This is a genomic window from Rhodovulum sp. HP10 (assembly GCF_047553435.1).
Taxonomy (GTDB): Bacteria; Pseudomonadota; Alphaproteobacteria; order Rhodobacterales; family Rhodobacteraceae; genus Rhodovulum.
The window spans coordinates 1,546,844-1,560,686 of the sequence record NZ_CP180201.1 but is presented as its reverse complement, the minus strand read 5'-3'; the positions used below and the strand labels follow the sequence as shown (position 1 = coordinate 1,560,686).

The window sequence follows — 13,843 nt, the reverse complement described above, 5'->3', positions numbered from 1 at the left end:
GAGGGGCTATCGTGATCCGCAATCGGAGCGCTCAGACGACTTCGAACCGAGGCAGTAAGACAGACAAGACAGGGGTCCATGACCTTTCCCGAGCGGTTCTCGAACCTACCGGATTACGCGTTTCCGCGACTCAGGCGTCTTCTCGACGTCCATGAGCCCGGCGGCGTGCCGGTGCACATGACCATCGGCGAGCCCCGGCACGCCTTTCCCGAATGGGTCGCCGGTATCGTCGCCGAGCATGCCCATGAATTCGGCAAGTACCCTCCGAACGAGGGCACGCCCGAGCTGCGCGCGGCCATCGCGGGCTGGGTGGGGCGCCGCTATGGCGTGACACTCGACCCCGGGACCCAGGTCACCACGCTGAACGGTACCCGCGAGGGGCTGTTCAACGCCGCGCTTGCGCTTTGCCCCGAGACGAAAGCGGGCGCCCGGCCCGTGATCCTGACGCCGAACCCGTTCTATCAGGTCTATGCGGTGGCCGCGCTGGCAGTGGCGGCCGAGCCGGTCTATGTGCCCGCGACCGCCGAAACCGGCTTTCTGCCCGATTACGGCGCGCTCGCGCCCGAGCTGCTGGACCGTGTCGCCATCGCCTATCTCTGTTCGCCCTCGAACCCGCAGGGCGCCGTGGCCGACCGCGGCTATTGGGCCGATCTGATCCGGCTGGCCGAGAAACACGATTTCCGGATCTTCGCAGATGAGTGCTATTCCGAGATCTACCGCGACAGCCCGCCGCCGGGCGCGCTGAGCGTGGCGGCCGAGCTTGGCGCCGATCCCGAGCGGTTGGTCGCGTTCCATTCCCTGTCGAAACGCTCGAACCTGCCGGGGCTGCGTTCGGGCTTTGCTGCCGGCGGGCCGGGCAGCATCGGCCGGATCAAGCAGCTTCGGTCTTATGCCGGGGCTCCGCTGCCCCTGCCGCTGCAGCGGGTGGCCGAACGGGTCTGGGCCGACGAGACCCATGTCGTGGCGAACCGGGCGCGGTATCAGCACAAATATGCCATTGCCGATGATATCCTCGGAGGCGTGGCGGGGTATCGGGCTCCGGAAGCGGGGTTCTTCCTGTGGTTGCCGGTCGCCGATGGCGAGGCGGCGGCGCTGAAACTCTGGCGCGAGACCGGGGTGCGGGTCCTGCCCGGCGCCTATCTGGCGCGGGATGTCGACGGCACCAACCCGGGCGCGGGCCATATCCGCGTGGCCATGGTTGCCGCCGAAGATGAAATGCGTGCCGCGCTGGTCCGGCTGCGCGGCTGTCTGTACGATTGAAAAGGGCGAGGGCATGGCTTCCTATCAGATGAAACGGCGCGAACCCCTTCTCGACCAGACCACCCAGGCCGCCATCGAGCGCCGGGGCAAGGAATTGCTGGGCATCGGGCTGATGCTGGCTGCGGTGCTGCTGGCGCTGACGCTGGGATCTTACGTCACCGACGATCCGAGCTGGTTCTCGGCCACCGACGCCCCGGCCCGGAACCTTCTGGGTCGGTTCGGCGCCTCGATCGCCTCGCCGGTCTATATCGTCGTGGGCTATGGCGGCTGGGCGCTGGTCGCGGTGCCCGCGGCCTGGGGGCTGCGTCTCGTGACCCATTGGGGCGAGGAACGGGCGCTGTCGCGGGTGATCTTCGCGCCCTTCCTCGTCTGCCTGGCCTCGGTCTATGCCGCGACCAATGTGCCGACGCCGGACTGGACCCACAGCTTCGGCATGGGCGGGCTGTTCGGCGATACCGTGCTGGGCGCGGTGCTGGGGCTGGTCCCGATCGGCACCATCGTCGGGCTCAAGCTGGTCTCGGCGCTGGTCTGGCTGGGCACGCTGGCGCTGGGGCTGTTCGTCTGCGGTGTCGACCGCGACGAGATCCGGCGCTTTGGCCGGGCTGTGCTGCTGGGCCTCATTCTCAGCTATGCCGCGGTGCGGGCCGCAACCGGGCGCGGGGTACGCGGGGCGCTGCAGGGCGCGGTGCGTTATGGCGAGGATCTGCAGGCGCGCCGGAGCGCGCGCGCCGGGCGCCGCCAGACTGTCGCGGAACCCGAGGATTGCGACGATTACGACGACCGTCATGAGGACGGGGCGCCCGCCCGTTCCGGTCTGTTCGCGCGGCTGCCGGTGTTCCGCCGTCGCGCCGATCCCGATCTGATCGACGATGAGGATGACGAGGTGGCGATGACCCCGGCCTCCGAAGAGCGCATCCGGGCGCGCATCGCCGATGTCGTCCGCGCGCGCTCGGGCCGCGCTGCGCCGGTGCCGCCGACGGGGTTCCGTCCCGAGCCGCCGGTGGTGCGCAGCCCGGCCGCCCTGACCGTGCCGCAGGCGCCCGATCCGGGCATGGGGATCGATGTACCCGAGATCGACGATTTCGACGAGGAGGACCCGTTCGAGACCGGTCTGCCCACCGCGGATTACGCCGCCGCCCCCTCCACCCCGGCCGCTCCTGCCGCTCCGGCCCCCGCGATCCCGCTGCCCGAGCCGCGCCGGGTGGTCGAGCAGAGCCTGCGCAAGCCGGTGGTGTCGTCGCGCCGCGCCCGCGAAGAGGCCCAGCCGGGGCTGCAATTCGACGAATCGGAAGAGGGCTACCAGCATCCGCCGCTGTCGCTTTTGACCAATCCCGAGACCATCGAGCGGCATTATCTCAGCGAAGAGGCGCTGGAAGAGAATGCGCGCATGCTGGAGAACGTGCTGGACGATTACGGCGTGAAGGGCGAGATCGTCTCGGTCCGGCCCGGCCCCGTGGTCACCATGTACGAACTGGAACCGGCGCCGGGCCTCAAGGCCAGCCGGGTGATCGGCCTGGCCGACGACATCGCGCGCAGCATGTCGGCGCTGTCGGCGCGGGTCTCGACCGTGCCGGGGCGCAGCGTGATCGGGATCGAGCTGCCCAATGCCCGCCGCGAGAAGGTGGTGCTGCGCGAGATCCTGTCGGCGCGTGATTTCGGCGACAGCGCGATGCGGCTGCCGCTGGCGCTGGGCAAGGATATCGGCGGCGATCCGGTGGTGACGAATCTGGCCAAGATGCCCCACCTGCTGATCGCTGGGACGACCGGGTCGGGCAAGTCGGTCGCGATCAACACCATGATCCTGTCGCTGCTCTACAAGCTGACGCCCGATGAATGCCGGCTGATCATGATCGACCCCAAGATGCTGGAACTGTCGGTCTATGACGGCATCCCGCATCTGCTCTCGCCGGTCGTCACCGACCCCAAGAAGGCCGTCGTCGCGCTGAAATGGGTGGTGGGCGAGATGGAGGAACGCTATCGCAAGATGTCCAAGATGGGCGTGCGCAACATCGAGGGCTATAACGGCCGCGTGCGCGACGCGATGGCCAAGGGCGAGATGTTCAAGCGCACGGTGCAGACCGGCTTTGACGACGAGACCGGCGAGCCCGTCTTCGAGACCGAGGAATTCCTGCCCAAGACGCTGCCCTATATCGTCGTCATCGTCGACGAGATGGCCGACCTGATGATGGTCGCGGGCAAGGAGATCGAGGCCTGCATCCAGCGCCTGGCGCAGATGGCGCGGGCCTCGGGCATCCACCTGATCATGGCGACCCAGCGGCCCTCGGTCGATGTCATCACCGGCACGATCAAGGCCAACTTCCCGACCCGGATCAGCTTCCAGGTGACCGGCAAGATCGACAGCCGCACGATCCTGGGCGAACAGGGCGCCGAACAGCTTCTGGGCATGGGCGACATGCTCTACATGGCCGGCGGCGGACGCCTGTCACGCGTGCACGGGCCCTTCGTCAGCGACGAGGAGGTCGAGGAGATCGTCAACTACCTCAAGGCTTTCGGCCCGCCGGATTATGTCGGTGGCGTGGTCGAGGGACCGGACGAGGACAAGGAAAGCGATATTGACCTGGTGCTGGGGCTGGGCGGCAATACCGACAGCGAGGATGCGCTTTACGATCAGGCCGTGGCGATCGTGATCAAGGATCGCAAATGCTCGACCTCCTATATCCAGCGCAAACTGGCCATCGGCTACAACAAGGCCGCGCGCCTCGTCGAGCAGATGGAGGATCAGGGCGTGGTCAGCGCCGCCAACCATGTCGGCAAGCGCGAGATCCTCGTGCCCGAGCAGGCATGAGCGGCGGATCGCCTGATCGTGACGGCCGGGCGGGTGAAATGCCCGGCCGGGCGCTCTAGATTGGCAGCCATGAAACCGCTTCGTCTTTCCCTGGCCCTCGCGGCCCTGATGTCGGCCAGTTCCGCGCTTGCCGCACCGATCCCGCTCTCGACGCTTTCGGCCTATCTCAACGGCTTCCAGACCGCGCAGGCCGATTTCACCCAGATCAATGCCGATGGCTCGATCTCGACCGGGACGCTCTCGATCAAGCGCCCGGGCCGGGCGCGGTTCGAATATGCGCCGCCCGAAAAGGCGCTGGTGCTGGCAGGCGGCGGGCAGGTCGCGGTCTATGACGACAAGTCGAACCAGCCGCCCGAACAGTATCCGCTGAAGCGCACGCCGCTGAACCTGATCCTCGACCGCAATGTCGATCTGGGCCGCGCCCGGATGGTGGTGGGCCATGAGGAGGACGGCAGCTCGACCCGCGTCGTCGCGCAGGATCCCGAGCATCCCGATTACGGCACCATCACGCTGGTCTTCACCAATGACCCGGTCGAGCTCCGGCAATGGATCATCACCGACGAGACCGGAAGCCAGACCACCGTGGTTCTGGGCGAGCTGAAGACCGGCATGCCGCTTGGCGCGCGGATGTTCAACATCGTCCAGGAAACCGCCGACCGGATGAAGCGCTGAGGCAGCCCCGCCGGGGCGGGGCGCGCCCCGCCCTGTCAGCGGCGGCAGGTGATGAGCTGGGCGTAGTAAAGCTGGGCCCGGTCCTCGACCCGGTTGGCGACCGCCATCAGCCAGGCCTTGCTTTGGTAGCTGCGCCGGGCAAAGCCGGCATGGCCCTCGTGATAGGCAAGGTACTGGTTGCGCGCATCGCTGAGCGGGATGCCCAGCTTCTTGCGCGATTCGGACATGTACCAGCCCATGAAATCGGTCGCGTCGGCGATGTTGTCGCGCCGCGCGCCGCGATTGGCGGTGCCGGTCCGGTACATGTCCCAGGTGCCGTCGATGGCCTGGGCATAGCCATAGGCCGAGCTCTGCCGCCCCATCGGGATGATCCCCAGCACGAAGCGATGCGGCGTGCGGGCATTGCCCACGAACTTGCTTTCCTGGTGGATGACCGCCATCTGCACCGGTACCGGAACGCCCCAGCGGCGCTCGCTGCGCTCCATCGCGCGCATGTATTTCGGCCGCTCGCGCGCGATGGCGCAGGCGTCTTCCAGATTGCGTGGCGGAGATTTGTCGCCGCATGCCACAAGAAAAAGACATGCAGCGATGAGGAGGAACCTGCCCATCTGCCTCTCGTTTGCCCGTATGTATGTTCTGCCGTGGTGGTCTTGTTTTGTCCCATCATAGAGTAATTCCACGGGGCGTAAAACGCCTAAGCGGAGCCTCGCGCAGCCGGGCGGGCTCAGAGCAGAACCGCCAGCGTCAGCGGCAGCGCGAGCACCGAGAGCAGTGTCGAGGCCACGACCAGCCCGGCCACCGCATCGGCATCGGCGCCGTATTTCTCGGCCAGAAGATAGGAGGTGACCGCTACCGGGGTCGAGATCTGCAGCACCAGCACGGCCAGAGCCACGCGGTCGAGCCCGAACCACAGCCCGATCCCGGCCGCGACGCCGAGGCAGATCGCAAGCTTGACGAGGCTCAGCCAGACCGCGCGGGGCAGGTGCCCCGGATGCAGCCGGGCAATGGCCACGCCCATGGTGATCAGCATCAGCGGCACCGCGATCTGTCCGATCAGGCTCAGCGCATTGGTCAGGAAGGCCGGGGTCTGCCAGCCCTGCCACAGGAACAGTCCGCCCAGCGCGGTGGCCCAGACCAGCGGCTCTTTCAGCGCCTTCAGCGGCGAGCCGCCGCCCGCAACCAGCCAGACCCCGAAGGTGAAGGAATAGATCGCCATCACCGCGAAGACGACGACCGCATAGTCGAAGCCGCGCTCGCCGAAGGCGAACAGCGCAAGCGGCAGGCCGATATTGCCGGTATTGCCGAAGATGACCGGCGCGAGATAGGTCCGCCGGTCAAGCCGGGCAAGCCGCACGACGGCGAGACAGAGGATCGTCACCGCACCATAGGCGGCGGCTGCGGCCAGCGACATCGCGGTCAGGGCCTGCGGCTCGATCTCGGTCTTCATCAGCGCGGTGAAGATCAGGCAGGGAACCGACAGGGTCATCGTGAGTTGAGTCACGAACTGGACACGGTACTCGTTTCCGAACCGGACCCATAGGAAACCCACTGATGCCAGTAGAAAAACCGGGGCGACAATCTCGAGCACTGTAAGTAAAAGGTTCACGGACTGTTTCCCCGGGTAGCGCGGTGCCGCATGGACAAGGGCGTATCGGCGGGATTATGGTGCACAGTCGGGGGTTCCAACGGCATGCTTAAAGCGCACGCGAAATATCATCTGGGTCAAGTGGTCCGTCACCGGAAGCATCCGTTTCGTGGCGTGGTCTTTGACGTGGATGCGATGTTCTCGAATACCGAGGACTGGTATGCCGCGATTCCCGAGGAAGGTCGTCCCGCGAAGGACCAGCCCTTCTATCACCTGCTGGCCGAGAACGATCACAGCTATTACGTGGCCTATGTCTCGGAGCAGAACCTCGTGGCTGACGAGACCGGCGAGCCGGTCGATCATCCCGACCTCTCGGACCTGTTCGGCGAATTCGAGGACGGGCAGTATCCGCTGCAATTCCAGCTGAACTGACCGTCGCCGCCTGGCACGCCTGTCTCATCTGATCAGTATCCCAGCGCGCAGCCGTCCTTGCGCGGGTCGGAGGCGCCCTGCAGCACGCCGGTTTCGTCGTCGATCAGGATCGCTTGCGCCCCGCCGATGGCCGAGGGCGGCATCGCCACGGCATGGCCCCTGGAGGCCAGCGCGGCGCGGACCGCGTCGGCATAGCCGCGCTCGACCAGCAGCTCGCCCTGATCGGCAAAGCTGCGGGGCGCGTCCAGCGCCTGCTGCGGATGCATGCCGTAATCGACGATATTGGTCAGCACCCTTGCATGGCCGTTGGGCTGATAGGCCCCGCCCATCACCCCGAAGGGCATTATCAGCTTGCCGTCCTTCTTCAGCATCGCCGGGATGATCGTATGCATCGGCCGCTTGCCGCCTCCGGCCTCGTTCGGATGGCCTTCGGTCAGGCTGAAGCCCGCGCCCCGGTTCTGGAAATTGATGCCGAATTTCGTCGAGGCGAGGCCCGAGCCGAAGCTGTGGAAGATCGAATAGATCAGCGACACCGCCATCCGGTCGCGGTCGACCACGGTGATGTAGATGGTTTCCTTGTGGACCGATTCCGAGAGCTGCGCCGGGCTCGCCATCGCCCGGTCGGGGTCGATCAGCGCGGCGAGCTTGGCCGCCGTGTCGGGGGCCAGCATGTGATCGAGCCGGCTCATATGGGCGGCATCGGCGACAAAGCGGTTCCGCGCGTCATAGGCAAGTTTTGCCGCCTCGGCCTCGATATGGGCGCGCTCGGCGCCGAGAGGGTCCATCGCGGGCAGATCGAAATTCGCCAGGATGTTCGCCATCAGGATCGCGGTCGCGCCCTGGCCGTTCGGCGGATGCTCGACCAGTTCGACGCCCTTGTAGCTGCCACTGACCGGGCTGCCGTAATCGCAGGCGGTGGCGGCGAAATCCTCCAGCGTATGGCAGCCGCCCAGCGCGGACAGCGAGGCCACCATGTCCTCGGCCACCTCGCCCTCGTAAAAGCCCTTGCGGCCGTCCATCGCGATCCGGCGCAGCACCTCTGCCTGTTTCGGCGCCCGGAAGATCTGCCCCGGCCGGGGCGCCTGGCCGCCCAGCAGGTAGAAATCGCGGGCGGCGCCCGTCAGGTGGTCGGCGGCGCGGGCCCAGTCGAAGGCAGTGCGGGGCGCGACCGGCACGCCGGTTTCGGCATAATGGATGGCGGGGGCGAGGCTGGCCTTGAGCCCGATCCGGCCCCAGTCCTTCGACAACCGGCAGAAGGCATCGACGGCGCCCGGCACCGTCACCGCATCGGCGCTGTCGGTCGGCATGGCGCCAAGGCCCCGGTCGCGAAGCCGGGCGGCCTCCAGCCCTGCCGGCGCCCGGCCCGAGCCGTTCAGCGCGATGATGCGGTCCTCGTCTGCGGGTTTGACCAGCACGAAACAATCGCCGCCGATACCGGTCATCTGCGGCTCGCAGATCCCCAGCAGGACCGCGCCCGCGATGGCCGCATCGACGGCATTGCCGCCTGCCTCGAGCATCTGCACCGCGACCTTGGCCGCCAGCGGATGGGAGGTCGCGCACATCCCGTTCGTTGCAAATACCGCCGAACGCCCCGGCAACTGGAAATCGCGCATGAACCCCTCCCGAACCGATACCGACCCGCAGGGTAGAAGCTGCCGCCCGCCATGCCAATGCTGAAAGTGTGCCATGCCGGAAGCGCCCGACCGGCCGGAGGCACGCGGCAGGATGGTCTCCGGACTGAGGGGCTTCTGGCCCGGTGACGGGCTTCCGCGGGCCATGAGGGCTGACGGGAGGTCGCAAATTCCGCGGGATGGCGGGAAGGCCGGGGGCACCGGGCGGGTGCCACATGCAGGATCGCGCCCCGGTCGTTTCGCAATTCCGGCCTGAGGCCGCGCGCGACCCGGGCTCGATCCCGGGACGGTCCGGGAGCCGCCGCCGGGCGGCAGGCCTGCTCGGCAACGGCGGCCCGGCGGCGCCGGAGGTCAGCCTGCTCTGCCGCGACAAGAGCCGCCATGCCTCTGTCCGGGCTGTCGCGGCCGGGTCCGGCACCGGCCGAGCCAGCACCGCGCCGATGCTGCCGGAGCGGCCCGGTCAGGGTCCCGCCCAAGCGGGAGATCGGGGCGATGGACGCAGGCGACGCCTGTGATCGGCGCAATGGCCCGGATCGGGGGGGGCAACGCGCCGCCATGGCCGGGCCGGGCGTTCCGGCGGCAGGGGTGCGGGGCATCGAGCGGCGGGCGGAACGCCTGCTCCGCCCCGCCGTCTTCCATCGCTACCGACCGAGCAGACCGGTCACAGAGGTCGCCGAAGACCTCTGTTCGGGGGAATGACCGCCCCCCACACACAGTCCATTCGCGCAAACGATGCCATGGGGGCCGGTGCGCCTGCGGGGCGCGCCCGACTGCGCGTGGGGGATCAGGCTTTCAGCGCCAGATGCGGCGACAGCACGTCGATGCCCTGTGCCTTTCCGACCGCATAACAGGTCAGATGCCCGGCATGGACGCTGAGCCCGGCCAGCAGATGGGCATCGTCGGTGCAGGCCTCGCGCCATCCCTTGTCGGCCAGAGCCAGCAGAAACGGCATGGTTGCATTGCCCAGCGCCAGCGTCGCGCTGCGCGGCACCGCGCCGGGCATGTTGGCCACGCAGTAATGCTGGATGCCGTCGACCTCGAAAACCGGATCGTCATGGGTGGTCGGGCGCGAGGTCTCGAAGCAGCCGCCCTGATCGATTGCCACATCGACCAGCACCGCGCCGGGCTTCATCCGCGCCAGATCGGTCCGGCTTACCAGCCTGGGCGCCGTCGCCCCGGGGATCAGCACTGCGCCCACGACCATGTCGGCCCGGTCCAGAAGCGCGGCCAGCGTGGCTGCCGATGAATGCCGGGTCGTCACCCGGCCGCCGAAGATCTCGTCGAGCTGGCGCAGCCGGGGCAGCGACTTGTCGAGCACGGTGACATGGGCGCCCATCCCGGCCGCAATCCGCGCCGCATGGGTGCCGACCACGCCGCCGCCGATGACCAGCACCTCGGCCGGACCGATGCCGGGCACGCCGCCCATCAGCACGCCGCGCCCGCCATTGGCCTTCTGCAGCGCCCAGGCCCCCATCTGCGGCGCGAGCCGTCCCGCGACCTCGGACATCGGCGCCAGCAGGGGCAGCCCGCCGCGGTCGTCGGTCACTGTCTCATAGGCGATGGCGGTGACGCCGCTGGCGAGCAGATCGCGGGTCTGGGCGGGGTCGGGCGCGAGATGCAGATAGGTGAACAGGACCTGTCCCTCGCGCAGGTGCCGGCGTTCCTCGGCAAGCGGCTCCTTGACCTTCACCACCAGTTCGGCGCGCGTGAAGACCTCTTCGGCGGTCGCCGCGATCTCGGCGCCGGCCGCGATGTAATCGGCATCCTCGAAGCCCGCGCCGAGCCCGGCACCGGTCTCGACCAGAACGGCATGGCCATGCGCCCTGGCTTCGCGGGCGGCATCGGGCGTCAGGCCGACGCGGAATTCCTGGGGTTTGATCTCTCTGGGGCATCCGATATGCATAAGGTCTCCTTCTCCTCGGGGCAGAATGCCGCAGGTCGGACCGGATCGCATCGGTTTTGCGTGCAGTGCCCCTGCTCTTGATGCAAGATCCGCGCATTATCCTGCCAGATCGTCGAAGGATCATGCAAGAGATGGCGCTGGACGAGACCGATCTTCGATTGCTGCGGGTCCTGCAGAAGCAGGGCCGGATTTCGAATGCCGAGCTGAGCGAGCGGGTGAACCTTTCGGCCTCGGCCTGTCACCGCCGGGTGCAGCGGCTGGAGGAGGGCGGCTTCATCCGCGACTATGTCGCGCTGCTCGATGCCCGAAAGATGGGCCGCCGGACCACCGTCTTTGTCGAGATCACGCTGTCTGGGCAGGCCGACGAGACGCTGGCCGCCTTCGAGAAGGCGGTGGCGCGGGTGCCCGATGTGCTGGAATGCCACCTGATGGCGGGGAATGCGGATTACCTGCTGAAGGTTGCTGCCGAGGACAGCGAGGATTTCGCCCGCATCCACCGGCGCTACCTGACCCGGCTGCCCGGCGTGGCGCGGATGCAATCCTCCTTTGCGCTGCGGACGGTGTTCAAGACCACCGCGCTGCCGCTATAGGGCAGGGGCAGAAAGCAGGAGAGCGGGATGAACGACGAGAAGGACAAGCGCGCGGCGATCGTCGCGGCCTGCCGCCGGATGAATACGGTCGGGCTGAACCAGGGGACGTCGGGCAATATCAGTGTCCGCCACGGGTCGGGACTGCTGATCACGCCGAGCTCGATCCCCTATGACGTGCTGGGGTCCGATGACATCGTCTTCCTGGAGATGGACGGCACCGCCCATGGCACGCGCAGGCCCTCCTCGGAATGGCGCTTCCATCTCGATATCCTGCGCAGCCGCACCGATCTGAATGCGGTGGTGCATGCCCATGCGCCCTATTGCACGATGCTGGCCATTCTGCACAAGCCAATCCCGGCGGTGCATTACATGGTGGCGGCGGCGGGCGGTGGCGACATTCGCTGCGCGCCTTATGCGACCTTCGGGACCCAGGCGCTGTCCGATCTGGTGCTGGAGGCGCTCGAGGGGCGCAAGGCCTGTCTGATGGCGCATCACGGCATGATCGCGGCCGAGGCCGATCTCGACAAGGCGATGTGGCTGGCCGTGGAGGTCGAGGCCCTGGCCCGGCAATATCACGGCGCGCTCACGATCGCCCCCCCGCCGGTGCTGAGCGAGACCGAACTGGCCGAGGCGATTGCGCAATTCTCGGGCGGCTATGGTCAGGGCGAACCGAAAGAGGCGTGATCTCCCGGAGGCAGGCGTGGCCGCCCGAGCGGAAAAGCGTCGACTGCCCGCACCGGCTCTCCGTCATCGTGCCGAAGATCTGTTGCGGCGGTTGCGCGTCCCTGCCGCAAGTGCTCTCCCGTGCAAGAGCCGACGGGCAGGACCCCGACAAGGGGGCTCCGGACGGCCGGTTGCGGGCGCGCCCAATGCCGTTGGGACTTTTGCGCATGGGGACGGGCCGGCAGGGCATGCAGGTGGCCTGCCCGGAACGGCGGGCGGCGGTGATCGCGCGCGCCCGATCCTCTGCAATCGCCGCAGGTCGTGGGCGTTGCGCTGTCACAGGCTGATCCGGAACCGGGCGAAACCGTCGGGGCTTGTGCCCGCCGGGCTCAGCGCAAGCCGGTCTAGCGTGCCGAGATGGCGGCGCGCGGCGGGGCCGGTATCGAACAGCACGCTGGTGCCGGGCATGTCGGCAAAGCGCCAGGTGGGAACCGTCCGCGGCGCCACGCTGCCCCGCTCGGCGATATAGCGCACGATCACGTCGCGATTGGTGTCGGGCGCCTCGAGGATGACGGTCCCGGGGCCGGTGCCCGGAAACCCGCCTCCGCCGCCGGCGCGGAAGCTGTTGGTGGCAATCACGAATTCCATACCGTCCGTGACCCTGCTGCCGTTCCAGGTAAGTCCGGCGATGCGCGATGCGCGCGGGTTCAGCAAACGGCCATGCGGGCCGTATCGCGGCGGCTGGCTGAGATCGATCCGGTATTCCAGCCCGTCGATCACGTCGAAATTGTAGCAGGGAAAGTCGGGGTCGAGCAGAAGCTGGTCGGCAGAGCCGGGCTGGATGCGGTTGAAGATCCCGGCAGAGCGCTCGAGCCAGCCGCGCAAGTGCGCCCCGCTCACCCGCAGGGCGCGGACCATGTTGGGATAGAGGTAGAGATCGGCGACATTGCGGATCGCGATATCGCCCGCGGGGACATCGGTGTAGTAATCGGGGCCGCCATGGCCGCCGGCCTTGAAGGGCGCCGCCGCCGACAGAAGCGGTAGACCCTCATGACGGGTGCCCTTCAGCTTCTTGGCGACATACCAGCGCTGGGCATCGGCGACGATCTTGACCGAGGCATCCTCGGCCACCAGCGCGAAATAGCTGTGCAGGGGGATCTCGGTCCGGCCGACCGGACGGCGGGTATAGGCCAGGGTTTCGGCATGGGCGCGCGCGGCGGCGGCCAGCACGGCCGGGTCGCTGGGTACCCGGGGGGCGGCGGGCCCGGCGCCGCGGTCGGTCCGGCGGCTGGCGATGGGATGAAGCGCGCTGCGATGCTCGGCCACGCGCCAGCCCCCGGCTGCATGTTCGAGAAGAAGGTCGATCACGCCGAGATGCGAGCCCCAGAAGCCGGGCATCACGGCGGGCTTGCCGTGAATCGATCCGGTCTCGCTGTCGACACCGGCGATGCCCGCGAAATCCGGGCCGGGAAGGGCCTGATGCTGATGCCCGCTCAGGATCGCGTCGATGCCCTCGATGCGGGCCAGCGGCAGACAGGCATTTTCCTGACGGGCGACATGCGTTGGCTCGCCGATGCCCGAATGGGCCAGCGCCACCACCAGATCGGCCCCGTCGCGCCGCATCCGCGGCACCAGCTCGCGCGCGGCAGAGACGATGTCGCCGCCCTCGGCCCGGCCTTCCAGATGCCTGCGGTCCCAGATCGCGATCTGCGGCGGCAGAAATCCGATCACGCCGATCCGAAGCCGGTGCCTGCGGCCCGCGCCATCGGTCACGCTTCGCTCGAGCAGGGCATGACGCGGCAGGCGGGTCAGCCCGGGCGGGGCCAGCGGGCCAGGCAGCAGATTGGCCGAGACCACCGGGAATTGCGCCTCGGCGATGGCGTTCAGGAGAAACTCGAGCCCGTAATTGAAATCGTGATTGCCAAGCGTCGCGGCATCGTAGCCGATCGTGTTCATGGCCGCGATCACGGGATGCAGCTCGCCCGGCCGCAGGCCGCGCTCATGGGCGATGTAATCGCCCATCGGATTGCCTTGCAGGAAATCGCCATTGTCGAACAGAAGCGCATTGGGGGCGTCGCGGCGCAGCGCGCCAATCAGCGTCGCGGTACGCGCCAGACCGGCCGTGTCGACGGGCCGGTCCGTATAGTAGTCATAGGGAAAGACATGCACATGCAGGTCGGACGTCTCCAGCAGCCGCAGATGCACGCGATCGGCGGCGGGAGGAACAGAGAAGGTGTGCGGCGCGATCAAGGAGGCCCCTGCAGATAGGCCGGCCGGTCAGCGGGCGCGGGGATGCGACGC

At 67.9% G+C, this 13,843-nt stretch carries 11 protein-coding genes; 6 read left to right on the top strand and 5 right to left on the bottom strand.

The window, feature by feature from the left end; translation table 11 throughout:
• Nucleotides 1–78 precede the first annotated feature (78 nt).
• From ACK8CO_RS07170 to ACK8CO_RS07160, 3 genes are all read left to right on the top strand, one after another.
• Nucleotides 79–1,260: an aminotransferase class I/II-fold pyridoxal phosphate-dependent enzyme gene (locus ACK8CO_RS07170; protein ID WP_414898672.1), complete on the top strand. Its 1,182-nt coding sequence runs from the start codon at nt 79–81 to the stop codon at nt 1,258–1,260.
• Nucleotides 1,261–1,273: 13 nt separating this feature from the next.
• Complete coding sequence (locus tag ACK8CO_RS07165; RefSeq protein ID WP_414898671.1) at nt 1,274–4,066, top strand: DNA translocase FtsK; 2,793 nt, start codon at nt 1,274–1,276, stop codon at nt 4,064–4,066.
• Between the two features lie 69 nt (nt 4,067–4,135).
• Nucleotides 4,136–4,738, top strand: a complete 603-nt coding sequence (locus tag ACK8CO_RS07160; RefSeq protein ID WP_080615134.1) for a LolA family protein — start codon at nt 4,136–4,138, stop codon at nt 4,736–4,738.
• A gap of 35 nt (nt 4,739–4,773) precedes the next feature.
• On the opposite strand, the gene ACK8CO_RS07155 is transcribed toward ACK8CO_RS07160, so the two are convergent.
• Complete coding sequence (locus ACK8CO_RS07155; RefSeq protein WP_080615135.1) at nt 4,774–5,346, bottom strand: lytic transglycosylase; 573 nt, start codon at nt 5,344–5,346, stop codon at nt 4,774–4,776.
• A 116-nt stretch (nt 5,347–5,462) separates the two neighbouring features.
• Entirely contained in the window at nt 5,463–6,344 is an 882-nt protein-coding gene (locus ACK8CO_RS07150; RefSeq protein WP_414898670.1) for an AEC family transporter, read from the bottom strand.
• A gap of 84 nt (nt 6,345–6,428) precedes the next feature.
• Here ACK8CO_RS07150 and hspQ point away from each other — a divergent pair, with 84 nt between their 5' ends.
• Complete coding sequence (hspQ, locus tag ACK8CO_RS07145) at nt 6,429–6,755, top strand: heat shock protein HspQ (RefSeq protein WP_080615137.1); 327 nt, start codon at nt 6,429–6,431, stop codon at nt 6,753–6,755.
• 32 nt (nt 6,756–6,787) lie between these two features.
• Here the strand turns inward: hspQ and ACK8CO_RS07140 are convergent, their stop codons facing one another.
• Complete coding sequence (locus ACK8CO_RS07140; protein WP_414898669.1) at nt 6,788–8,368, bottom strand: gamma-glutamyltransferase family protein; 1,581 nt, start codon at nt 8,366–8,368, stop codon at nt 6,788–6,790.
• Between the two features lie 802 nt (nt 8,369–9,170).
• Nucleotides 9,171–10,289 (bottom strand): alanine dehydrogenase, encoded by a 1,119-nt coding sequence (gene ald, locus ACK8CO_RS07135; RefSeq protein ID WP_080615139.1) that lies wholly within the window; start codon nt 10,287–10,289, stop codon nt 9,171–9,173.
• Between the two features lie 131 nt (nt 10,290–10,420).
• Between ald and ACK8CO_RS07130 the strand changes: the two genes are divergently transcribed.
• Both ACK8CO_RS07130 and ACK8CO_RS07125 read left to right on the top strand, forming a co-directional pair.
• A complete protein-coding gene (locus tag ACK8CO_RS07130; protein WP_080615140.1) occupies nt 10,421–10,879 on the top strand; it encodes an Lrp/AsnC family transcriptional regulator in 459 nt (152 codons plus the stop codon).
• A gap of 27 nt (nt 10,880–10,906) precedes the next feature.
• Nucleotides 10,907–11,563: a class II aldolase/adducin family protein gene (locus tag ACK8CO_RS07125; protein WP_414898668.1), complete on the top strand. Its 657-nt coding sequence runs from the start codon at nt 10,907–10,909 to the stop codon at nt 11,561–11,563.
• Nucleotides 11,564–11,878: 315 nt separating this feature from the next.
• Here ACK8CO_RS07125 and ACK8CO_RS07120 read toward each other — a convergent pair whose 3' ends face one another.
• Nucleotides 11,879–13,792: a bifunctional 2',3'-cyclic-nucleotide 2'-phosphodiesterase/3'-nucleotidase gene (locus ACK8CO_RS07120; protein ID WP_414898667.1), complete on the bottom strand. Its 1,914-nt coding sequence runs from the start codon at nt 13,790–13,792 to the stop codon at nt 11,879–11,881.
• Nucleotides 13,793–13,843 lie beyond the last annotated feature (51 nt).